Annotated in this window: 18 protein-coding genes and 1 pseudogene; 5 read left to right on the top strand and 14 right to left on the bottom strand. The window is 70.7% G+C overall.

What is annotated here, in order from left to right:
* Positions 1-5: 5 nt before the first annotated feature.
* From JHN45_RS33450 to JHN45_RS33440, 3 genes are all read right to left on the bottom strand, one after another.
* Positions 6-536: a DoxX family protein gene (locus JHN45_RS33450; protein ID WP_200714171.1), complete on the bottom strand. Its 531-nt coding sequence runs from the start codon at positions 534-536 to the stop codon at positions 6-8.
* Between the two features lie 140 nt (positions 537-676).
* Complete coding sequence (locus JHN45_RS33445) at positions 677-1,165, bottom strand: hypothetical protein (RefSeq protein WP_201052787.1); 489 nt, start codon at positions 1,163-1,165, stop codon at positions 677-679.
* An 8-nt stretch (positions 1,166-1,173) separates the two neighbouring features.
* Positions 1,174-2,454 carry a hypothetical protein gene (locus JHN45_RS33440; RefSeq protein ID WP_200714173.1) on the bottom strand — a complete coding sequence of 427 codons (1,281 nt, stop codon included), beginning with the start codon at positions 2,452-2,454 and terminating at the stop codon, positions 1,174-1,176.
* Between the two features lie 218 nt (positions 2,455-2,672).
* On the opposite strand from JHN45_RS33440, the gene JHN45_RS33435 reads away from it, so the two are divergent.
* The gene (locus JHN45_RS33435; RefSeq protein ID WP_201052785.1) at positions 2,673-3,566 is read left to right on the top strand and encodes a DUF4429 domain-containing protein; all 894 of its coding nucleotides are present in this window, start codon (positions 2,673-2,675) and stop codon (positions 3,564-3,566) included.
* 25 nt (positions 3,567-3,591) lie between these two features.
* Here JHN45_RS33435 and JHN45_RS33430 read toward each other — a convergent pair whose 3' ends face one another.
* Positions 3,592-4,386 carry a class II aldolase/adducin family protein gene (locus JHN45_RS33430; protein WP_201052783.1) on the bottom strand — a complete coding sequence of 265 codons (795 nt, stop codon included), beginning with the start codon at positions 4,384-4,386 and terminating at the stop codon, positions 3,592-3,594.
* Positions 4,387-4,506: 120 nt separating this feature from the next.
* Here JHN45_RS33430 and JHN45_RS33425 point away from each other — a divergent pair, with 120 nt between their 5' ends.
* Complete coding sequence (locus JHN45_RS33425) at positions 4,507-4,980, top strand: pyridoxamine 5'-phosphate oxidase family protein (RefSeq protein WP_201052781.1); 474 nt, start codon at positions 4,507-4,509, stop codon at positions 4,978-4,980.
* 18 nt (positions 4,981-4,998) lie between these two features.
* Here JHN45_RS33425 and guaA read toward each other — a convergent pair whose 3' ends face one another.
* Positions 4,999-6,567, bottom strand: a complete 1,569-nt coding sequence (gene guaA / locus JHN45_RS33420; RefSeq protein ID WP_201052769.1) for a glutamine-hydrolyzing GMP synthase — start codon at positions 6,565-6,567, stop codon at positions 4,999-5,001.
* Between the two features lie 345 nt (positions 6,568-6,912).
* Here guaA and JHN45_RS33415 point away from each other — a divergent pair, with 345 nt between their 5' ends.
* Positions 6,913-7,176: a chorismate mutase gene (locus JHN45_RS33415; protein ID WP_201052756.1), complete on the top strand. Its 264-nt coding sequence runs from the start codon at positions 6,913-6,915 to the stop codon at positions 7,174-7,176.
* Between the two features lie 611 nt (positions 7,177-7,787).
* On the opposite strand, the gene JHN45_RS33410 is transcribed toward JHN45_RS33415, so the two are convergent.
* Positions 7,788-8,951: a hypothetical protein gene (locus tag JHN45_RS33410; protein WP_374195656.1), complete on the bottom strand. Its 1,164-nt coding sequence runs from the start codon at positions 8,949-8,951 to the stop codon at positions 7,788-7,790.
* 175 nt (positions 8,952-9,126) lie between these two features.
* Between JHN45_RS33410 and JHN45_RS33405 the strand changes: the two genes are divergently transcribed.
* The gene (locus JHN45_RS33405) at positions 9,127-10,185 is read left to right on the top strand and encodes an LAETG motif-containing sortase-dependent surface protein (RefSeq protein ID WP_200716678.1); all 1,059 of its coding nucleotides are present in this window, start codon (positions 9,127-9,129) and stop codon (positions 10,183-10,185) included.
* Positions 10,186-10,303: 118 nt separating this feature from the next.
* Here JHN45_RS33405 and JHN45_RS33400 read toward each other — a convergent pair whose 3' ends face one another.
* From JHN45_RS33400 to JHN45_RS33385, 4 genes are all read right to left on the bottom strand, one after another.
* Complete coding sequence (locus tag JHN45_RS33400; RefSeq protein ID WP_201052752.1) at positions 10,304-12,082, bottom strand: GMC oxidoreductase; 1,779 nt, start codon at positions 12,080-12,082, stop codon at positions 10,304-10,306.
* A 47-nt stretch (positions 12,083-12,129) separates the two neighbouring features.
* Entirely contained in the window at positions 12,130-13,761 is a 1,632-nt protein-coding gene (locus JHN45_RS33395) for a succinic semialdehyde dehydrogenase (RefSeq protein ID WP_201052751.1), read from the bottom strand.
* Between the two features lie 126 nt (positions 13,762-13,887).
* The gene (locus tag JHN45_RS33390) at positions 13,888-15,396 is read right to left on the bottom strand and encodes a serine/threonine-protein kinase (RefSeq protein ID WP_201052749.1); all 1,509 of its coding nucleotides are present in this window, start codon (positions 15,394-15,396) and stop codon (positions 13,888-13,890) included.
* Between the two features lie 44 nt (positions 15,397-15,440).
* Complete coding sequence (locus JHN45_RS33385; RefSeq protein WP_201052747.1) at positions 15,441-16,334, bottom strand: MBL fold metallo-hydrolase; 894 nt, start codon at positions 16,332-16,334, stop codon at positions 15,441-15,443.
* Between the two features lie 102 nt (positions 16,335-16,436).
* Here JHN45_RS33385 and JHN45_RS33380 point away from each other — a divergent pair, with 102 nt between their 5' ends.
* A complete protein-coding gene (locus tag JHN45_RS33380; protein WP_201052745.1) occupies positions 16,437-17,330 on the top strand; it encodes an AraC family transcriptional regulator in 894 nt (297 codons plus the stop codon).
* On the opposite strand, the gene JHN45_RS33375 is transcribed toward JHN45_RS33380, so the two are convergent.
* From JHN45_RS33375 to JHN45_RS33360, 4 genes and pseudogenes are all read right to left on the bottom strand, one after another.
* Entirely contained in the window at positions 17,331-17,675 is a 345-nt protein-coding gene (locus JHN45_RS33375; protein ID WP_201052743.1) for a hypothetical protein, read from the bottom strand.
* 28 nt (positions 17,676-17,703) lie between these two features.
* Complete coding sequence (locus JHN45_RS33370) at positions 17,704-19,383, bottom strand: LamG domain-containing protein (protein ID WP_200716670.1); 1,680 nt, start codon at positions 19,381-19,383, stop codon at positions 17,704-17,706.
* A gap of 126 nt (positions 19,384-19,509) precedes the next feature.
* The gene (locus JHN45_RS33365; RefSeq protein ID WP_201052741.1) at positions 19,510-21,111 is read right to left on the bottom strand and encodes a serine/threonine-protein kinase; all 1,602 of its coding nucleotides are present in this window, start codon (positions 21,109-21,111) and stop codon (positions 19,510-19,512) included.
* A gap of 83 nt (positions 21,112-21,194) precedes the next feature.
* Positions 21,195-21,661 (bottom strand): annotated as a pseudogene (locus tag JHN45_RS33360) (serine/threonine protein kinase); the annotation flags it as partial.

Raw genomic sequence — 21,661 nt, 5'->3', positions numbered from 1 at the left:
GCCGACTACCGGTAGCCACCCGCCCGTTGCCTTCGCCTCGCTCGTAGTGCCGCGTCGAGGGAGAACACGGAGGCCCCGGCGAGGACGAGGGGCAGCCAGGCCATCAGATAGGCGAGGTCGTTGCCGTAGTAGTACGGGTCGGACTGCCAGCTGATGGTCAGCCACAGGCTGAGGGAGATCAGCGCGCCGCCGAGTGCGGCGATGCGGGCCAGCAGGCCGATCAACGTGCCGATACCGACGGCGAGTTCACCGAAGGCGATGGCGTAGCCGAAGCCGACGGGGCTCTTCAGGGAGAGGTCGACCAGGGCCGGGATGGCGGACGAGTCGCGGACCGCGCGCATCGTCTCGCCGACCGACCCGGCGCCGGAGGCCTTCATGAAGGCGCTGTCGGTGAGCTTGTCCAGGCCCGCGTAGATGAAGGTGACGCCCAGGAAGACGCGCAATGGGAGAAGGGCGTATCGGGTGGCGGTGTCCCGCCAGCTCCGGTCGCCGTCGAGGTACGGGGTTTGCGTATCCATTCGAGTGCCGTGAGTCATCGCCCTTAGCCGCCTCTCGCCCGCCGTTGACCCCTCAACAGACCATACGTACGAAAAGGGGGACCCGCTCAACCATGCTTCGGACAGTTTTTCGGACTTCGGCCCCGTTCGGGCGGCGATCGACGACGTTCTGTGGAGATTCAGATGTGGGCGCGGATCTGCCGCACGGGGTGCCCGAGGGTTTCGGCGACGGCCGACAGCTCGTCGTCGCCGAACCGGATGAGGCGTCCCGGGTTCCAGACGGCGATCTCGAAGCGGGCGAAGCCGCACGGCCAGTCGTAGTCGAGGGCGTCCAGGGAGGTGCCGGCGGCGCAGCAGGGGACGGTCACGGCGAGGGTCGGGAAGCCGTGCGGGTGGTGCTCCACCAGGTCGGCGTACCACTCCCTGTCGATCGGGGCGCCGCAGTGGGGGCAGCCGATGCGGTGCAGGTTGCCGCCGCAGTCCACGGCGGTCGGGATGGGGTACCAATCGACGTCGATCCGCGGATCCTCGTCGGCGTCCAGGTCGTCGGCAGCGGCCCCGTGGTGCGCGGACAGCCGGGTCACCAGGGCCGCCGCGCGCTCGCCGGCCTCTCGCCCGGGCTGCCAGTGGGGGTCGGTCGGGATGACCGACAGGACGTCCTCGCTCATGGGCGGTTTCAGTCCGCCACGTCGACGACGCAGGCGTTGGTCTCCACGCCCGCCGCGGTCACGACCTGTACTTCCACCCGTCCGGGCTCGACGTCCACGGGGACCGGGACGGTGAGGAGGGTGTCCGTCGGGTTGGAGAAGCCGCCGGTGACCGGGACCAGGGGGACGTGGACGTTGACCGGGCCGATGCGGACGACCATGCGGGAGAGGCGGTCGGCGGTCCCGGCGCCCGGGGGCACGAAGCCGGCGCCGCGGATCTCGATGTCGTCGCCGGTGCGGATGGGGGCGTCGAGGTCGCCCGCCTCACGGGACCGCACCACCGAGAGGATGACCGGACGGCCGCCCTCGGCGTACTTGCCGGCCAGGTATGTCGCGGCGGAGATCAACACCACCACCGCCAAGCCCCAGGGCAGGTCGGGCAGTTGGTCGGGGCGGCGGGCGAGTCTCACGGCCGCGAAGACGAGGGCGACGGCGCTGATCGCGACGTACTGGATGTCGGCGAAGGTGCCGCGGCCCGCGTCGTCGGTGAGGAGGTCGGCCGCGCGCGGGCGGTCGGCGGGGATCTTCTGGAGGCGCTGGCCGAGGACCCGCAGGCCGACGACCCGGCGGACGAGTACGGCGATCGCGCAGACCACGGCAAGGACGGTCACCACACCGGCGCCGCGGGCGAGTTCGAGGCCGGAGATGAGGGCATCGCGTTCGGCGTGGTCGGAGGCGGCGGCGAGGCGGCCGGCCAGGACCAGCACCGCGTACGCCACGAACAGCACCCAGGACACTGCCACCGCGCGGGAGGTCGACAGCCGGTTGTCCTCACCGATGACCGGGGCCAGCGCCCCGCCGCGCGCCCGGTGGAACCAGGAGGCGGCACTCAGCGCGCCGGCGACCACGAGCGCGGCCAGCAGTCCGGCCGTACGGGCCGCCGTCCAGCCCGCGCCGATCGCGGTGAACGCCTGCACCAGAAGCAGCAGGACGAAGCCGCCCCACACGGCGAAGGCCGTGCGGTGCCACAGGCGCGCCAGCCAGGCACCGCCCTCGGCACGGCCGCGCTCGGCGACGTCGTCGGCGGACTGGGTCAGTTCGTCCGAGACCCACTGCCGGGAGGCGGACGCCGAGTGCGCCACCGCGGCCGGCAGGCCCTCGCCGGCCGCGAAGCCGTCCCGCTTGACGAGGAACGCGGCGACCGCGCGCCGATGCCCCTCGCGTGCTCCGTGCGGGCAGTCCCCGCAGGTGCAGCCCCCTCCGTGGGCACCGATGTGCTCGCCGCCCTGTCTCGCCTCCTGCACCGCCACGCCCGACGCCTGCCTTCCCCACGACCCTCATGGACCTCGGCCCTCGACTCCGGGCCCTCACGTTCGGCGACCGGCTCCGAAGCCTTTGGCCACCGCCTTGCAACTCCCGCACGACAACAGCGGATTGTGCCCTACGGGACACGGCTCGCGTCCGGCAGGTCTGGTCAGGGCGGGTGAAGTGAGCACCGCCGTGTTGACCCGGCTGCGAGAATTTCCGTATGGCCGAGATCATCCAGCGCGACGGGACCTGGGCCTTCGACGGCACAACGGTCAGGATCACACCGGGACTTCACCGCTCGGTGCCCCTGTTCCGGCAGACGTACGGCGAGATCGCGGTGCCTCTCGAAGCCGTCGCGGGCGTCGTCTACGAACCCGAACGCAGACGTGGCCGGCTGCGGCTGAGGCTGCGCGAGGGTGCCGATCCGCTGTTGCAGGCGACCGGTGGGCGGCTGCCGGACGCGGCGGATCCGTACCGGCTGATCGTGGACATCGACCGGTCCGGGGTCGCCGAATACGTGGCGGAGGAGATCCGGCACGCGCTGCTCCTGGACCAGATCCCCAAGGAGCCGACCAAGACCTATCTGCTGCCGGGTCCGCCGGTGCCCGTGTCGGTGCGTTCGTCCGACGGCACGGTGTCCTTCGACGGCGCGCAGGTGCGGATCGACTGGGCGGACACCTCGGAGCGCGTGAAGCGGGCCACCGGGCCGCGGATAGTCGCCGTGGGCGATCTGGTGCAGGTGGAGTGGTTGCCCAACTCCGGTTACGAGGACGGGTTCATGCGGTTCGTGACCCGGGAGACGGTGTTCTCCAAGCTGCCGCCGGAGAAGGACCCGTACGCACTCGACCTGTGGGGCAGCACCCGCCGTGATCTGCTCACCGCGCTGGTGGCGACGGCGGTGACCGCGCGGCTGCCGCATCCGTCGGTCCGTGAGCTGGAGAACGGCGAGTTCACGGACCGGCCACCGCGAGCGGCCACTGTTCCGCCTCAGGGCGACCATCACGACATACTCCTGCGCAGGCTGCGGGAGTTGGGCGAGCTGCATCGGGAAGGGGTGCTCACGGACGAGGAGTTCAGGATGACCAAGGCGGCGGTGCTGCGCGGTTTCAGATAGATCGGAGAGATCAGCCAGAGGGGCCTCAGCTGAGGAGGTCGGGTTCGGTGCGGCTGATGTCCTGCCACAGGGGCTGGTAGTTGATCCATGCCACGAGGTCGCCGCCGGTCTGTTCGCGGGTGGCGACGGCGAGTTTGTGGTCGATGAGGAGGGGTCGGCCGGCCGCTTTGGCGAGGAGCTGCACCTGGCAGGAGCGTTCCATGGACAGGAACCACCAGGCCGCCGCGTCCACCGAGTCGCCGACGGTCAGCAGGCCGTGGTTGCGCAGCACGAGCGCCTTGCGGGAGCCCAGCGCGGTCGCGATCCGCTTGCCCTCCTCGGCGTCGACGGAGACCCCGCTGTAGGCGTCGTAGAGCGCGTGGTCCTCGTAGAAGGCGCAGCTCTCCTGGCTGATCGGGTCGAGGAAGTCGCCGAGGGCGGAGAGGGCGCGGCCGTGCACGGAGTGGCAGTGGGCGACCGCGACGACGTCCGGGCGGGCGGCGTGGACCTGGGAGTGCACGGTGAAGGCGGCCTGGTTCACATGGTGGCCGCCCTGGAGCACCTGGCCCTCCGAGTTGGAGAGCACGAGGTCGCTGACGGTGACGTGCCGGAAGGGCATCCCGAAGGGGTTGACCCAGAAGCAGTCGGTGAACTCGGGGTCGCGGGCGGTGATGTGGCCCGAGACCCCGTCCTCGAAGCCGAGCCGGCCGAACAGGCGCAGGGCGCCCGCGAGCCGTTCCTTGCGGTGCCGGCGTTCGTCCTCGACCGACTCGTGCATCGGCGGCATGGCGAACCGCAGCCGGTCGGTGGGCAGGGGGGAGGGCGGCGTCGGCCCGTGCATCGGTCCTCCAGCACTGGGTTTTGTTGTAAGGGCGAGAAGTTACCGCCGGTCGGTCGAAAAGGGCAGTGCAGGTCTGTAAAGAGGACAGAGGTTGTCGGTTATCGGCGGAACACTCGCCGTATGACAGCGAACTGGGCCACCTTCACCGCCGCCGAACCGGATCTCGCCGCGATCGTCGAGACACGCTTCGGGGCCTTCACGCACCACATCCTCGCGACCGTACGCGCGGACGGTTCGCCGCGCACGAGCGGGCTCGAAGTACGGTTCCTGGACGGCGAGTTGTGGCTCGGGATGATGCCCGACTCGCTCAAGGCGTTGGATCTGCGGCGTGATGCGCGGTTCGCGCTGCAGGCGAACCCGGGGCCGGGGACGGACACCCACGGCGGGGACGTACGGGTGAGCGGGCGGGCGGTGGAGGTGACGGATGCCGGGGTGAAGGGGGCGTACATGAAAGAGGTGGAACCGCCGGAGCCGTTCCACCTCTTCCGCACCGAGTTGACGGAGGTCGTGCGGACCTACGTCGAGGACGAGAAGTACCTCGTCGTGCAGGTCTGGAAGCCCGGAGAGCCGGTGCGGACCCTCAAGCGGACCTGATCGTCATCAACAGCGGGACTACTCCCACTCGATGGTGCCCGGGGGCTTCGACGTGATGTCGAGGACGACTCGGTTGACGTCGGCGACCTCGTTGGTGATGCGGGTGGAGATCTTCGCGAGGACGTCGTACGGCAGGCGGGACCAGTCTGCCGTCATGGCGTCCTCCGAGGAGACCGGGCGCAGGACGATCGGGTGACCGTAGGTGCGGCCGTCGCCCTGGACGCCGACGCTGCGGACGTCCGCGAGGAGGACCACCGGGCACTGCCAGATGTCACGGTCGAGGCCGGCCGCGGTCAGTTCCTCGCGGGCGATGGCGTCGGCGTCACGGAGCAGGTCGAGGCGGTCCTTGGTGACCTCGCCGACGATACGGATGCCGAGGCCGGGGCCCGGGAACGGCTGGCGCTGGACGATCTCGTCCGGGAGGCCGAGCTCCTGGCCGACCATCCGGACCTCGTCCTTGAACAGCTTGCGGAGCGGTTCGACCAGCTCGAATTCGAGGTCTTCGGGGAGGCCGCCGACGTTGTGGTGGGACTTGATGTTCGCGGTGCCGGTGCCGCCGCCGGACTCGACGACGTCCGGGTACAGGGTGCCCTGGACCAGGAAGGCGACCTCGGGGCCCTCGTCCGCGATGATGTCGGCCTGCGCCTGCTCGAAGACGCGGATGAACTCGCGGCCGATGATCTTCCGCTTCTGCTCCGGGTCGGAGACCCCGGCGAGCGCGCTGAGGAAGCGCTCCTCCGCGTCCACGACGACGAGCTTGACGCCGGTCGCGGCCACGAAGTCCTTCTCGACCTGCTCGGTCTCGCCCTTGCGCATCAGACCGTGGTCGACGTAGACGCAGGTCAGCTGGTCGCCGATGGCGCGGGCGACGAGCGCCGCCGCTACGGCGGAGTCGACGCCGCCGGACAGACCGCAGATCGCGCGCTTGTCGCCGACCTGCTCGCGGATGAGGGCGACCTGCTCGTCGATGACGTTGCCGGTGGTCCAGTCCGGGGTGAGGCCCGCGCCCCGGTACAGGAAGTGCTCCAGGACCTGCTGGCCGTGCGTGGAGTGCATGACCTCGGGGTGGTACTGGACGCCGTAGAGCTTCTTCTCGTCGTTCTCGAAGGCGGCGACCGGGACGACGTCCGTGGACGCGGTCACCGTGAAGCCCTCGGGGGCGGCGGAGCAGGCGTCGCCGTGGGACATCCAGACGGACTGCTCGTCGGGAGTGCCCTCGAAGAGGGTGGAGGACGAGCGGGAGACGTGCAGGGGCGTACGGCCGTACTCGCGGGCGCCGGTGTTGTCGACGGTGCCGCCGAGGGTCGTCGCCATCAGCTGGAAGCCGTAGCACATGCCGAAGACCGGGACGCCGGCCTCGAAGAGTTCGCGGTCGAGGCGGGGGGCGCCCTCCGCGTACACCGAGGACGGGCCGCCGGAGAGGATGATCGCCGCCGGGTTCTTGGCGAGCATCTCGGCGACCGGCATGGTGCTCGGCACGATCTCGCTGTAGACCCGGGCCTCGCGGACGCGGCGGGCGATGAGCTGGGCGTACTGCGCGCCGAAGTCGACGACCAGGACGGTGTCGGGGGCGGGGGTCGCTGACACGGGAGCGTGGCCTTCCGGCGGTGGGGCAGGGGGTCTGGGTACCGATTCTAACGGGGTCGGCGTGGGGCACCTGGTCGTACCGCGGGCTCCGCCCCCGGACCCCCGGGCCTGTGCCCACCCAACGCCCGGCTCGGCCCGCTGCAAAAGTGCTGTGGCATACTCGCCCCCATGCTCACGCACCCGACCTTCCTCTTTACCTATGGCAACCGGCCCGCCGGCTGCCATGGTCGAGCTGCTTGAGCTACTGACAAGCGACTTTCCAGGCGCCCCGGGCCGACAAGGCCCGGGGCGCCTGTCGTTTCCCGGTCCGTCGGTCCAGGCGCTCCAAGCCACCAGGAGCCCCTCATGACCACCTCCACCTCCACCCCCGAGCAGACCATCGCCGACGCCCGTGAGCGCATCGACGCTCTCGACGACCGGATCATCGGGCTGATCCAGGAACGGGTCGCCGTGTCCGCCGTCGTCCAGGAGACACGGATCGCCTCCGGCGGCCGGCGTGTGCACCTGTCGCGGGAGAACGAGATCCTCGGCCGTTACAGGGACGCGCTCGGCAAGCCCGGTACCTCGCTCGCGATGAAGCTGCTCGAACTGTCGCGGGGGCGGATCTGAGTTCGAGCCCGGTCTCACCCGTACGGCGCGTGACCGCTTCGTGAACCGCTTCGTTGGTGGGGGTGTCCGTGCCAGCCAGGGGCGGGCCCGAAAGAACCACGCGTGGCTCGCTGGGGCGATGAGACGTACGGATCGTGCCGTACGTCGTGGGACCTCGCTCCAGGGTCGTGACCGGACGGCAGGGGACAGCAGCCCGGTCACCCAAGAGAACGGTCGGCTCCGGGGACGCCCGGGGCCGCCCGGCGGAAACTGCAAAAATGCACAAAGCCGGATCGAACGGTTGCGGTGGCCGTCTCCATCCAGCACGATGCGTAGAAGCCCCCCGAGCGCCTCTCCGAGCCCCAAGTCCCAAAGCAGTCAACCGCATTGCGGTGCACCGTCCCACTGCCAAAGGTCGAGACCAAGCGCGCGCCCCCGGTGCGCGGGGGCGCCGACCCGGGGCACTTCGGACAACTTCAGACCAGCGGCGCAACCCCCCGGCGCCGCTCCCAGGCACCGGCGCTGCCCTGACGTCGGTGCTGACGGAGAAGGGCCCCGCGGCTCCGTCCCGCGGGGCCCTTCGCTTGCCCGTCAGCCACGACCGTTGCCCGTCAGCCATGACCGTGACCTGGCTAGGTCCGGCTCACCGTCCCGCAGGTGCCCTGGTCCTTGCTGATGTCCTTGCTGCGGTCGTACGGGTCCGTCGTCGGGCCCGAGGGCGTCGCGCCCGTGGGGGACGACGTGGCGTCGGAGTCGAACTGCGGGTGGAGATAGCCGTCGTAGACGTCGCAGGCCGAGTTGCCGAAGTCCGCGTTGTTGAGGGTGAGGGTCAGCAGGCCGGGGGTGACCACGTAGTGGGCGGGGTCGAGGATCTCGGTGTCGATCACCCGGCGGACGATGGTGCGGGCGACCTCGGTGGAGCCGTCGGTCCGGACCAGCGGGTAGACGAAGGTGTAGTCGGCGTGGACGGTGACGCCCCCGCTGGAGTCCTTCGCGAAGGTGATGCGGCCGCGGGTCTTCACGACCTTGCCGACCAGCCGTACGTCCTTGGGGTCGAAGCGGCTGAACAGCAGCGTGGGGTCGTTGGCCTTGGTCGGGAGGGCCAGGGAGGCTTTCAGGTCGGCGAGGACCTTGGGCTGCTTCGGGTCGAGGACGGCGAGCGCGGCGGACGGGCGGGCGCCGCCGATCGTCTTCGGGTCGAGGTTGGACGCGACGAGCAGGATCTTCGTCTGCTGGAGGGCCAGTTCGACCCGGTCCTTGGAGAAGGTGCCCACGGCGGTCGCCTTCGGCAGGATGATGCCGGCCGCGCCGTCGGCCCAGTTCAGGGCGGGTGAACCGGCGAACGGCCGGTCCAGGGTGGGTATTTGGGGGTCCACGGTGGAGGGCGCGGCGGTCGGGGCGGCGGTCTCCGGGGCGAGCGGGGAGGCCGAGTCGGTGTGGTTCGCGCCGAAGGGGTCGCCGGGCAGCAGCGACGGCCGCATCGCGACCACGGCGACGGCCACGGCGAGCGGGACACCGAGGACGGCCCACAGGCGACGCCTGCGCCGGGCGCTCCCGTTCATCTCCTGCCAGGCCGGACCGGTCCGCCAGCCCTCGGGCTGCTCGGCCTTCTTCAGGCGTTCGGTCACCTCGCGGGCGCGCGCGGATGGTTCCTTCTGTGCGGAAGCCCGGATGTCACGCTCCGTGTCACGGGCGAACTTGTCCCAGACGTCGTCGGGGATCTCCGGGGTCGAGGACGGTTCCTCGGACGGTTTGTCAGACACCAGGTAGTTGTAGGCGCCCGAAAGCGTGTTCACAAGAAGAACTTGGGTGTGACACAGCCCACATAAGAATCCCGTGAGGTTGACACAACCATTCACAGGCTTCCCGGGTCACACCTGCATAACAAGGGCCACACCCGCGCCCCACACGCGGAGCCCTCCGACCCAGCGTGCTGCGCTGTCGCAGCACTCCGGACTTCTTGAGGACTTCATGAAGCTTCGTCGTGTCATGGCCACGGTCGCCGCGACGGCCGCCATCGCTCCGCTCGCCCTGCTGTCGGCGCCGGCCGCGTTCGCCGACTCGCCCGACACGTCGTCCAGCAGTCCGGCGGCCGACGCCAGCACCCCGGCGGCGGACACGAGCAGCCCCGCGGCCGACAACAGCACGCCCGCGTCGGACACGAGCAGCCCGGCCGCGGACACCAGCACCCCCGCCTCGGACACCAGCTCGCCGGCCGCGGGCAGCAGCAGCCCCGCCGCGTCGGGCACCCCGAGCGGGAGCGCGTCGCCGAGCCCGTCCGCGTCGCCGAGCAAGCCGTCCGACGACTTCGACCCGTACGCGGACTGCAAGACGTTCGACCTGGACGAGAAGCTCACCGCGTCGATCACCGGGCTGCCGAACAAGATCGTCGCCGGTTCCGGCTGGCACACCTTCAAGTTCGTGGTGAACAACTCCTCGGACAAGGACCTGCAGAACGTCTGGATCAACGCGCTCACCGAGTACAGCGACGATGTGGACGACAACGCGTCGCTGCTGCTGGGCCTGGCCGAGATCCAGCTGAAGCAGGACGGCAAGTGGACCGACTCCTACCAGCAGACCGTCGGCTCCGGCAGCAGCGAGACCACGCTGTCCGGGAGCGTCGTCGCGGTTCTTCCCACCCTGGAGAAGAACTCCTCGACCACGCTCGACCTGCGCGTGGCGATCAAGCCCAAGGCCCCCGCGGGCTCGTCGTTCGCGCTGAGCCAGGCGGTGTACGCGGGCAAGGGCAAGTCCTGCTACGTCAACGGCGACTACTACGAGTTCTCCGTGCTCGCCGCCGGCAGCAACCCGGGCAGCACGGGTGAGGCCAAGCCGACCGGCCAGAAGCCCAGCGGGACCGACGAGGACCTGAAGCCGCAGGGCGCGGTCAACGAGGCCACCGGCAACCTCGCCGAGACCGGCTCCAGCTCCGCCCTGCCGGTGATCGGCCTCGTGGGCGGCGCGGCGGTCGTCGCGGGTGCCGCAGCCGTGGTCATGGTGCGCCGCCGCAAGACCGGAGAGAGCGCGTAACACGCAGCTCGCTCGAACAAAGGACCTGCGCTCGGAGGGGGGCGCAGGTCCTTCTGTTTGCCCGGATGCCTCTCTACGACTTCTACGGCTTCTACGGCTTCTACGAGTTCGGCGGCCTCTACGGCTTCGGCGGCACCGTCGGCATCCCCAGGAACGGCAGCTTCAGCGCCCCGAACGCGCCCTCGGGGACGGCCGGTTGACGCGGCTCCACCGCCTTCAGCCGTTCGTACGACGCCCCTTGGCGCGGACGCGGGTCCGGCTCGCCCTTGTTGGGCCAGTACGACATCGCGCGCTCGGCCTGCGCGGTGATGGTGAGCGACGGGTTGACGCCGAGGTTCGCCGAGACGGCCGCGCCGTCGACGACCGAGATGCCGGGGTGGCCGTAGAGGCGGTGGTACGGGTCGATCACGCCGGTCTCGCGCGAGGCGCCGATGGGACAGCCGCCGAGGAAGTGAGCGGTGAGCGGGGTGCCCATCAGTTCGCCGACGTTGGAGCCCGCGAAGCCGTTGATCTCGGCGGCGATGGCCGCCGCGGCCTCCGAAGCCGCCCTGATCTGCTTGGGGTTGTGAGCGCCGTGCCCCTGACGGGCCGTCAACAGCCCCTTCCCCACGCCGTCCTGCTTCAGATAGGTCGTCAGCGAGTTGTCCAGCGACTGCATCACCAGGCCGATGATGGTCCGTTCCGACCAGTGGCGGTTGGAGAGCGAACGCAGGACCAGGAGCGGGTGGCGGGCCGCGTTCGCCAGCCAGGCCAGCGCCCTCGACGAGCCCTCCGCGTACGGGACTTGGAGGATGGAGAGGCCGCCCATCGAGTTGGAGCCCTTGCCGTAGCGGACCGGTTCGATGTGGGTGTTCTCGTCGGGGTGGATCGAGGAGGTGATGGCGACTCCGCGTGTGAAGTCGGCCTTCGCGGTGCCGGTCGCTTTGCGGTAGCGGCGGTCGCTGGTCTGCGCGCCGACCAGCGCCTCCGAGTTGGTGCGGGTCAGTTCGCCCAACTTCTCGGAGAGGTACGGCAGTTGCCCGCCCGCCTTCATGCGGTGCAGGAGGGTCTGGGTGCCGTAGGTGCCGGCGGCGAGGACGATCCGGCGGGCCTTGAAGGTGCGGCCCTCGGACTTCCGGCGGGCGTCGGTGGGCAGGGTCGCGACCGCGTAGCCGCCCTGCGAGTCGTCCGTGACCGACACGACCGTCGTCATCGGGTGGACCTCGGCGCCCGCCTTCTCGGCGAGGTGGAGGTAGTTCTCGTTGAGGGTGTTCTTGGCGCCGTGCCGGCAGCCCGTCATGCACTCGCCGCACTCGGTGCAGGCCTTGCGGGCCGGGCCCGCGCCGCCGAAGTACGGGTCGGCGACCTGCTCGCCGGGCCTGGCCTTCGCGGTGCCGTCGGCGTCCTCGCCGTCGCCGAAGAAGACGCCGACCGGGGCCATGTGGAAGGTGTCGCCGACGCCCATCCGCTGGGCCGCGGCCTTCAGATGGACGTCGGACGGCGTCGTCGTCGGGTTGAGGCGCACGCCGAGCATGCGGCGGGCCTGGTCGTAGTACGGGCCCAACTCCTCCTGCCAGTCCGTGATGTCACGCCACTGGGGGTCCTCGAAGAACGGCTTGGGCGGGACGTACAGGGTGTTGGCGTAGTTCAGGGAGCCGCCGCCCACGCCCGCGCCGGCGAGGACCATGACGTTGCCGAGCAGGTGGATGCGCTGGAGGCCGTAGAGGTTGAGCCTGGGGGCCCAGAGGTAGTTCTTGAGGTCCCAGGAGTTCTTGGGGAGGGTGGCGGGGGTGAAGCGGCGGCCGGCCTCCAGGACACCTACGCGGTAGCCCTTCTCCGTCAGGCGCAGGGCGGTGACGGAACCACCGAAGCCGGAGCCGACGACGATGACGTCGTAGTCGTAGGTGTCCTGTGACACGTGCTCTCCTCGTCGAGAACCAGAAGCAGAACCAGAACCGGGGACTGCTACTTGAGACGCAGGGCCTTCATCACCCGGAGGCTCCTGCTCATGAACTGGGCGTACGCCTCGTCGGTCATCCCCAGCGAAGGAGCCATCGGCAACAGCCGCTGCTGGGCGACCGTTTGGGCCTCCGTGTACTTGAGGATGCCCTCGGAGCCGTGGCGGCGGCCGAGGCCGGAGTCCTTCATGCCGCCCATGGGGGACTGGACGCTGCCGTAGGCGGAGGCGTAGCCCTCGTTGACGTTGACCGTGCCGGTGCGCAGACGGGCGGCGACGGCGCGGCCGCGGCGGCCGTCCTTCGTCCAGACCGAGGAATTGAGGCCGTAGGACGTGGAGTTGGCCGCCTCCACCGCCTCGTCCTCCGTCTTGAAGCGGTAGATGGAGACGACCGGACCGAAGGTCTCCTCGCCGCACACCGACATGGGGGCCTCGACGCCGTCGAGGATGGTCGGTTCGAAGAAGTACCGGCCGATGTCCGGGCGGGCGACTCCGCCCGCGACTACCTTCGCGCCCTTGGCCACGGCCTCCTCCACATGGCGCGTCACCGTCTCCAACTGGCGCTCCCCCACCAGGGATCCCATGTCGGCGCCGTAGGCGAGGGAGGTGCCGAGGCGCATGGCCTTGGTGCGGGCGGCGAAGCGTTCCAGGAAGGCGTCGGCGATCGACTCGTGGACGTACAACCGCTCGATGGAGATGCAGAGTTGGCCGGCGGAGGAGAAGCAGGCGCGGACCGCGCCCGCCGCCGCCTTGTCGAGGTCGGCGTCCTCCAGGACCAACATGGCGTTCTTTCCGCCGAGTTCGAGGGAGACGCCGACCAGCCGGGCGGCGGCGCCCTGAGCGACCTCGCGGCCCGTGCGGGTGGAGCCGGTGAAGGAGACGTAGTCGGCGTGCTTGACGACCTCGGGGCCGACGACCGGGCCCTCGCCCAGGACGACCTGGAAGACGTCGGCGGGCAGGCCGGCCTCGATGAGGAGGTCGCGCGCCCAGAGGGCCGTGAGGCAGGTCTCGGTGTCCGGCTTCATGACGACCGCGTTGCCCGCGACGAAGGCCGGGAGGGCGTCGCCGACGGAGAGTTCGAGCGGGTAGTTCCAGGGGGCGATCTGACCAACTACCCCGCGCGGGTGGCGGAGTTCGGTGACCTTGGTGAGGGTCGGGACGGCACCGGTGTGGCGCTTGGGGCGGAGGTAGGCGGGGGCCTTGCGGCCGTAGTGGCGGGCCGCGACGGCGACGGCCTGCACCTCCTCGTGCGCGTGCAGCCGCGCCTTGCCCGTCTCCAGCTGGATCAGGTCGAGGACCTCGGCCTGGCGGGCGAGGACGAGATCGTGGAAGCGCAGCAGGACGGCCGCGCGCTGCCGTACCGGAGTCTGCTCCCAGAGGGCCTGTGCGGCGCGAGCCGCCTCGAAGGCCTTCGCCACGTCCTCGGGGGTGGACTCGGGCAGGTCGGCGAGCTTCTCGCCGGTGAACGGCGTGTGGTTGGCGGTCCGCCCGGAACCGGCCACCCCCTTCGTGAGCTGGGCGACCAGCTCCGGGGTGACCACATCGGCGGCGGTACGGGCGCCTGTGGGGGCCGGTGCGAGGGGGTTCGTGCCGGTCGTCGTTTCCGTACCGGTCTTTTCCGGGGCCTGCGAGTCCGTCATGTGCGGCAGGGTATGCCGCCACGGAGGGTTTGGGTACCCGTCGGTAATCGGGATTCACCAGGCGCTCACACCACGCCAGCGATCACTGGCAACGAACGCGCTGATCAGGGCGTTGTGCGGGGATGATCAACGGCCGGTCGCCGCCGGACCAGTTTCCGGGAGGGTGAGCCGGGCGCGGGCGCCCTTGAAGAGCGCGGTGCCCTTCTTCTCCGCCGGTGTGCCCTTGGGCATGTCCACGCGCAGTTCGTACATGCGCTGGTCGGCGGTGCGGACGATCAGGGCCATGGCGCGGGTGGGGACGCCCGACTGCGTGTAGGTGGTGTCGGCGAGGACCGCGTCCTTGTTCCCGCGGAAGCCGGTGCGGGTGTACTGCGGGTCGGACGTGCCCCGGCCCAGCGTGTGCGCTTCGGCGAGGGGCGTGTCGGCGGCCTTGTCCCATTCGGTGAGGCGGACGCGGAGAGCGCCGACGCCGTAGGTGACCGTGCGGCTGCCGGCTGCCGCCTGTGTCTCCAGAAGCTGGTACTGGGGCGGGAGGAAGAGGACCGCGCTCATGCCGTCCCGCTGGTGGGCGGTCCAGGAGTCCGAGTCCTTGCCGAGGAATCTCTCCAGGAGAGTGCCGAAGACAAGACCCGCCAGGAGGAGCACCCCGAGGGTGACGAGAAGGGCGCGCCGGGGACGGGACCTGGGTCTCCTGAGCTCCGGCCCGGGTTCGGGTACGGCGTCGGGGACGGCGGCCGCCTCTTCGGGCTCCGGGGCGGGCGCCGCGTCCTGGGTGGCGACCGCCGGCTCCGGTACGTCCTTCCCCGCGGCCACCGCCTCCAGTACCGCGCCGACCTCCTCCGCCCCCGGCCGTTCCTCCGGGTCCCGGGCCAACATCCGTACGAGCAGCGGTCCGAGAGGCCCCGCCCGGGTCGGCTCGGGCGGTTCGCCGGCCAGGATCGCGCCGAGCGTGGACTCCACGGTCGTACGGCGGAAGGGGGACGCCCCTTCGACGGCCGCGTACAGGAGGACGCCGAGGGACCACAGGTCGGAGGCCGGTCCGGCGCCGGTGCCCGACATGCGCTCGGGGGCGATGAACTCGAGCGAGCCGACGAACTCCCCGCTGGCGGTGAGGGATTCCTCGCCCTGGATGTGCGCGATGCCGAAGTCGGTGAGGACGACGCGGTCGTGGGGACCGAGCAGGACGTTGGCGGGCTTCACGTCACGGTGCACGATCCCCACGGCGTGCGCGGCGCTCAGGGCGCCGAGGACGGCGCGGCCGATGCGCGCGGACTCGGCGGGGGTGAGGCGTCCGCGCCTGAGCAGTTCGTGCAGGGACTCGCCGCGCACCAACTCCATGACGATCCACGGGAGTTGGTCGTCCTCGATGACGACGTCGTGGATGGCGACGGCGGAGGGGTGGTCGACCCGGGCGGCGGCGCGCGCCTCGCGGTAGAGCCGGTGGGCGGCGCGCCGGAACTCCTCGTCCTCCGGGTCGCCGGGCAACCGTGGCTGTTTGACGGCGACTTCACGGTCCACGAGTTCGTCGAAGGCCCGCCATACGGTGCCCATGCCGCCGGAACCGATCCGTTCGAGCAACCGGTAGCGACCGCCGACCAGCCGTCCGTCGCGCACCTGTTCGCCGACTTCGCTCATGCCCCATCAGTACCGTGCCGGATACGGCCTTGTCGACGCGCGCCCTACTTCCCGAGCGCCAGCGTGTCGCCCGTCCGCCACACCTTCGCGACCCCGGTCCCGCCGAAGTGTGCCGGAATCACCAACTCCCTTTTGTCGGCGGCCCGTTCGAGTACGCGCCGGCGGCTCGCGGCGGCCTGCCGGGGATCGAGGCAGAAGCAGCTGCTGCGCTCGGGATGCCCGATCTGGACCGGGCTGTGCAGCAAGTCCCCGACGAACACGGCCCGTTCACCGCCGGAGGCGAGCCGCAGGACGCAGGAACCGGGGGTGTGTCCGGGCGCGGACTCCAGCGTGAGGTGGTCGTCGATGTGGTGGGTGCCGTCCCACAGGGTGGCCAGCCCGGCGCGGTGCACGGGCGCGATGCTGTCCTCGTAGGTCAGGCGGTCGTCGGGCGTCACCTCGCCGCCGTAGTGGTTCTCGGGGCCGAAGTGGAAGTCGTCGGCGGCGGGGAGGAGATAGCTCGCGTTGGGGAACAGCGGCTGCCAACTCCCGTCCACGTCATGGGTGTTCCAGCCGACGTGGTCGCCGTGGATGTGGGTGTTGACGACGACGTCGACCTCCTCCGGCCGTACGCCGGCCCGTGCCAGCCGTCCCGGCAGGTCGCCCTGGCTCATGTGGAACAGCGGATTGCCGGGCCGCTCGCGGCCGTTGCCGACGCCGGTGTCCACGAGCACGGTCCGCCCGGCGCTGCGCAGCACCCAGGTCTGCAGTGCCACGACCGCCCGATCGCTGTCGGGGTCCCAGTGGTCGGGGGCGAGCACGTCGCGGTTGTCCTGCCACACCTCGGGCGGCACGTCCGGGACGAGGGTGCGGGCGGGAATGAAGGGCTGGTGCCATTCGACGACTCGGACGACCTCGACGTCGCCGATCTTCAGGGTCTGTGTGTTGTCCTCGGTCATGGAAACGAGCCTAGGGAGGCATCGGCGAGTGTCTCAATGCGTGAATGACTCATTCGGATACGCACACGGCTCATCGATGCCCCCTGGGCGTAGTCTGACCGCATGGATGTGGTGAGCGACGCGATCTCCGCCGTGCGGACCGGGCAGCCGTCCTCCAACCGGCTGCGGGTGGGCGGGAGTTGGTGCACCCGGCTGGCGCCGTACGAGGGTGCGGGGTTCCATGTCGTGCTCGCGGGGAGTTGTCGGCTGGTGGCCGACGGGGGTGGCGAGCCGGTGGTGCTGGGCGCCGGGGACGTCGTACTGCTGCCGCACGGAGCCGGGCATGTGCTGGCGGACCCGTCCGGCGACACGGCACGTGCGGTGCCGTTCGAGGAGATGCGCCGGCCGGTCGGGGACGGGCCCGAGGTGGAGCTGTTGTGCGGGAAGTACCGGCTAGACCGGAGCCGTACGCATCCGCTGATGGCGGAGCTGCCCGAGGTGGTCCATCTGCCGAACCGGGTCGGCCGCCATCCCGAACTCCGGGCCGCGGTGGACCTGTTGGCGCAGGAGCTGGACGAACGACGGCCGGGGGCCTGCCTGGCGCTGCCGAGCCTGCTCGACCTGCTGCTGATCTACATGGTGCGGGCGTGGATGTCCCAGGCGGAGAGCGGCAGTTGGCCGTCCGTGCTGAGCGATCCGGTGACCACGGCCGCGCTACGGGCGCTGCACTCCGACCCGGCCGCCCCCTGGACCAACGACCGGCTGGCCGCGACGGCGGGGGTGTCCCGGGCGACGCTGGTCCGCCGGTTCACCGCGCTGGTGGGGCGGGCGCCGATGGCGTATCTGACGTGGTGGCGGCTGACGTTGGCGGCGACCCGCCTGCGGGACACGGACGCCTCGCTGACAACCGTGGCCCGCGAGGCGGGATATGGCAGCCCCTATGCCCTGTCGCACGCGTTCAGCCGGGAGTTCGGGGTGACTCCGGGCAAGTACCGGATGTCGGCGGGGAGTTCGTAGCTATCCGTCCTCGGGGTCGTCGTACTCCTCCGCGAGTCTCAGGCCCAGGTCGGATTCCCATTCCAGGGCCCATCGCCGCAGCTCCTCGATCTCCTCCGGGCCGAGTCCGTGGGCCGCGAACTCCTCGTCGCTCATCCAGACCACGCCCTCCAGCCGGTCCCGCAGGCCGGGGAGGTCGAACTCGGGGCCCGCGTCCCGCAGTCCGAGCTGTTCGAGTTCGATGACGGAGAAGTGGCGGCAGGCCGCGCGCACGGCGATCACGTCCTGCGGCAGACCTCGGTCGGCGAGCGCGCGCACGCTCGCGGCCGACAGGTCCTCGTGACTCGCCGTCTCCGGTGTCCCCACCGCCAACTCTCCTTATCCCAGCGCCCGGTCAGGCATCCGAGCCGCCCAGTCGCAACATCGCCAGCCGGGTCTGGTCGAGCACGCCGGCGTAGGTGTGGACCTCGTCGAGCTCACCGGTCAGGTAGTCCGTCCCGGTGCCCGCCGTGACGCTGCGGCCGATCTGGAGGTCGCCGGTGGGGGTCCAGGTGTCCTTGCCCGTCACGCTCGCGGAGTCGGAGGCGTAGATGTCGTCGACGTACAGGCGGAGTTGGTCCGTCTTCTCGTCGTAGACCACCGCGAGGAACTCGTCCTCCCCCGCCCCGAACGGCGAGGCGGGCGCGGTGACCGTGGTGGTCGGTGCGTCGGCGCTGTCCTCGTGGGCGACCACGGCCTGCCAGGACTTGGAGGCCGCGACATAGCGCAGGGTGAACAGGCTTGTGTGGTCCCCGGGTTGGGACAGCAGCGTCATGTCGTGCGTGGCCGTGTCCCCGTCGATGCGGACGTGGGTCGTGACGGAGAAGCCCGCGTCGGACGGGCGGACCGCGTCCGGTGTGGTGGCGTAGTCGCCGTCGCCGTCCAGGAGGAGGTCGCCGGAGCCCACCAGGGGGTACTGCGCCGGGGTGCAGTCGGGGTTCACGTCGCAGTCGTCGGTGGCCGTGTGGATCGACGCGTCGCCCGCCAGGGTGAGCGGCGCACCGCCCGCGTACTCGGGGCTGCTGCCGCCGGTCGCCGTCTCCAGGTCCCAGTAGCCCTGGCGCTGCGGGGTGCGCGTGGCGGCGGCCGTGATCTCCTTCGGGACGTACACGCGGTCCCAGACGTTCACGTCGGTGAGCAGACCGTGCCAGTGGCCGGTGCTCTCAGTGCCCTCGGTGTCCCCTTCGGAACCGAGCCGCAGGGGTCCCGTGCCGCCGGCCGCGACGGTGTTCTCCGCCGTGGCGACGAGGTCTCCGTCGACGTAGAGGCGGGCCGTGTGCTGCTCGCTGTCGTACACGCCGACCAGATGGGCCCACTCGCCCGGCTCGGGGGAGCCGCCGGTGAGGTGGACCGAACCGCCGCTCGCCGTGGGGAGCGCGAAGGACCAAGTGGCCGTGGATCCCGGGGAGTTGGTCGTCGTACCGAGGGAGAAGCCGGTCCGGCCGACGGCGGTCATGTCGGCGTCGAGCGCGTCCGGGCGGACCCAGGCGCCGACCGAGAAGATCTTCGCCGTGTCCACCGGGGAGTCGAGCGTGGCGTACGCCTCGGCCGTGCCGTCGAACCGGGCGGCGGAGGTGACGCTCGTCCCGGTGGGGCCCTGTGCGTCGGGGGTGACGCCGGTGCCGGTGTCCGCGCCGGAGTCGTGCTGCGGGTCCCAGTGGGTGACCGCGGCCCGGCCCGCGCTGACCAGGATGAAGTAGGTCGTCCGGGAGCTGACGTTCCCCGCGGCGTCGATCGCCTGGGCGTAGAGGTACGTCGGGCCGTTCGTCTGCGGCAGTCGGCGCAGGGAGACCGGGGCGCCGGGCTCGGCCGCCGTGAGGGTCCCCGGCGCCTCGCCCATCCACTCGTAGCGGTACGACACCACGTCGTCGGACGCCGAGTCGATGACGAACGTGCCGTAACTGCCCACCCCGTCGTGCCAGTTCCCGTCGTCCGGGTACTCCGGCGACGAGACGACCGGTGCCTGTGGCGCCTCGGTGTCACCGGCCGCCGTCGCGACTCCGGTCAGAGCGGCGGTCGTCAGTGCCAGGGTCACGCAGGTCACCCCGGCGCGTCTCCAGTCGGACATCCTCAAGGCCAATCCCCTCCCAAGGAACAGTAAAGAGAGAATGACCTTAACTGCCGCCACTGACAACGGAATTGATCGCCGCCGCGGCACCGCTCACAGTTTGTCGACGTCCAGGTTGGCGATCGCCGCCCTCGCCACCTCGCGGCCACGGGTCGTGAAGTCGCCCTTGCCCGGGTAGCTGATCGTGAGCCGGTACATGTCCCCGGCGGAGGTCTTGTAGTAGAGGATCCGCAGCTCGCGAGGGAGCGGGTTCTGGGTGTCGTCGGAGTCGTAGACGACCGTGTTCTCGGCGGACGGTTCGCCCTGGTACGTCCCTGTCGGCTTCGGGACGGTCTCCGCGGCCTTTCCCATGTCGAGGTCGACACTGCCGTTGGTCTTGAAGTCGCCGTTGTCCGAGTACATTTCGGCCGCCGCCGAGTCCTTGATGTAGCCGTTGGTGTCCTCGGACTTCTTGTCGAGGCTCAGGAAGACCCAGATGCTGCCGCTCGGGTCGGTGTACGTGACCCAGTGGCTCTTGTCCGAAGTGCGGTCGGGGGTGGTCCGCTTGTACGCGGCCGGGACCGCGAGCGTGGCGGCCACATCGGACTCGTGGTGCTTCTTCCAGCCGTCCGGCAGCGGCCCCGCGAACGGATCGGCGATCAGCACATACGCGGCGGCCACCGCGGCCGCGACGGCCACGGCACCGAGCCCGAACCACACCTTGCGGCCCAACCGGCGCTTTCCCGCGGGCCGTTGGACGTACCCCACCTCCTGGTGCCGCACCTCCTGCGTCGACGCCGGAGCCGGCGGGTTCGCCACCGCTTCGAGCACGGCGCGCACCTGGACCGCGTTCGGACGGCTCGACGGGTCCTTGGCGAGCAGGGCGGTGATGAGGTCGGCGAGCGGGCCCGGCGCCGAAACCGGCGGCGCGGGCACGGAGTTGAGGACCGACTGCAGGGTGGCGGGGGTGTTGCTGCGGCGGAACGGGGAGACGCCCTCCGTCGCCGCGTACAGGACCACGCCGAGCGACCACAGGTCGGAGGCGGGTCCCGGTCGCTGGCCCAACACCCGTTCCGGCGCGATGTATTCGGGCGAGCCGACGAAGCCGCCGGTGTCGGTCAGGTTGGTCTCGCCCTCGATCTGGGCTATCCCGAAGTCGGTCAGGACGACCCGGTCGTGGCGGCCGAGCAGGACGTTGTCCGGCTTGACGTCACGGTGCAGGACACCCGCCGCGTGCGCGGCTTCGAGGGCGCCCAGCACCTGGAGGCCGATCCGGGCCGCGTCGCGCGCGCCGAGGGTGCCCTCCTGCAGCACCTCACCCAGCGAGCGGCCGGTCACCAGCTCCATCACGATCCAGGGCCGGCCGTCGACGACGGCCACATCGTGCACGGTCACGACGGCCGGGTGGTCGAGCCGGGCCGCCGCGCGTGCCTCGCGGCGCATGCGTTCGAACGCGTTGTCACGTTCGCGTTCGGGAAGATGGTCCGGGAGGCGGGGTTCCTTGACGGCGACCTCGCGGTCCATCGTCTCGTCCCGGGCCCGCCACACCGTGCCCATGCCACCGTGCCCGAGCTTGGCGAGCAGCCGGTAGCGCCCGGCGATCAGACGTTCGGTGCCACCGTCCCGCGAGGGCTGCGGCACCTTCGGTCTCGGTGGTTGCAGAACAAAACTCGTCGTCTCGTCGGACCCGCCGCCCTGTCCCCCGTCACTGCTCATGGGTCCATCCATATCGCGGCGACCGCTCCCGTATCCACAGGGAACGCGTTCCGGTCACACACCCGTGACTCGAACGGTCACCTTTATTGCTTTTGCTCCGGTACGAACGTGTCCAGCGCGACATCGAAGTACTCCTTCGCCTCCCGCACCTTCCCGACCGGCGCCGACACCCACACGTCGTACAGCCGGCCGCCCTCCTCCCAGCACAGGTCGTAGGTGTGCCGGGGCCCCTCCGCCGTGCTGAAGCCGTTCCAGGTGAACTCCCAGAGCGCGGCGGGGTGTCCGTAGTGGGTGGTGTCGGTGACCTTGCCGTCGTGGTAACCGGGGTTCGTGTCCGCCCCCTTGGCCGCCGCGCTCTTCATCACCGCGAGCGGGCCGCCCGTCGCGGGGTCGGACATCCTGATGCCGAGCCGGAAGGTCTCCCCCGGCGACATGTAGAAGATCCGCTCGCCCTGCGGGACGCGCGTGAAGTCCTCCGGTACGGCGAGCGCGAAGCCGTCGGGGTCGTGGGCGACGCGGTAACCGGAGGGTGCGGTGGGGGTGTTGGGGG

Source organism: Streptomyces sp. MBT53, assembly GCF_016654115.1.
Taxonomy (GTDB): domain Bacteria; phylum Actinomycetota; class Actinomycetes; order Streptomycetales; family Streptomycetaceae; genus Streptomyces.
The sequence above is the reverse complement of the archived record's forward strand: the minus strand, read 5'-3'. Positions and strand labels throughout refer to the sequence as shown.

Excerpts from the sequence above, each read along its gene's own strand:
- JHN45_RS33385 (WP_201052747.1), bottom strand. The coding sequence starts at position 16,334 with ATGACCGAGGACAACACACAGACCCTGAAGATCGGCGACGTCGAGGTC.
- JHN45_RS33415 (WP_201052756.1), top strand. The coding sequence starts at position 6,913 with ATGACCACCTCCACCTCCACCCCCGAGCAGACCATCGCCGACGCCCGT.
- JHN45_RS33390 (WP_201052749.1), bottom strand. The coding sequence starts at position 15,396 with ATGAGCGAAGTCGGCGAACAGGTGCGCGACGGACGGCTGGTCGGCGGT.
- JHN45_RS33405 (WP_200716678.1), top strand. The coding sequence starts at position 9,127 with ATGAAGCTTCGTCGTGTCATGGCCACGGTCGCCGCGACGGCCGCCATC.
- JHN45_RS33425 (WP_201052781.1), top strand. The coding sequence starts at position 4,507 with ATGACAGCGAACTGGGCCACCTTCACCGCCGCCGAACCGGATCTCGCC.
- JHN45_RS33435 (WP_201052785.1), top strand. The coding sequence starts at position 2,673 with ATGGCCGAGATCATCCAGCGCGACGGGACCTGGGCCTTCGACGGCACA.
- JHN45_RS33395 (WP_201052751.1), bottom strand. The coding sequence starts at position 13,761 with ATGACGGACTCGCAGGCCCCGGAAAAGACCGGTACGGAAACGACGACC.
- JHN45_RS33450 (WP_200714171.1), bottom strand. The coding sequence starts at position 536 with ATGACTCACGGCACTCGAATGGATACGCAAACCCCGTACCTCGACGGC.
- JHN45_RS33430 (WP_201052783.1), bottom strand. The coding sequence starts at position 4,386 with ATGCACGGGCCGACGCCGCCCTCCCCCCTGCCCACCGACCGGCTGCGG.
- JHN45_RS33365 (WP_201052741.1), bottom strand. The coding sequence starts at position 21,111 with ATGAGCAGTGACGGGGGACAGGGCGGCGGGTCCGACGAGACGACGAGT.
- JHN45_RS33380 (WP_201052745.1), top strand. The coding sequence starts at position 16,437 with ATGGATGTGGTGAGCGACGCGATCTCCGCCGTGCGGACCGGGCAGCCG.
- JHN45_RS33445 (WP_201052787.1), bottom strand. The coding sequence starts at position 1,165 with ATGAGCGAGGACGTCCTGTCGGTCATCCCGACCGACCCCCACTGGCAG.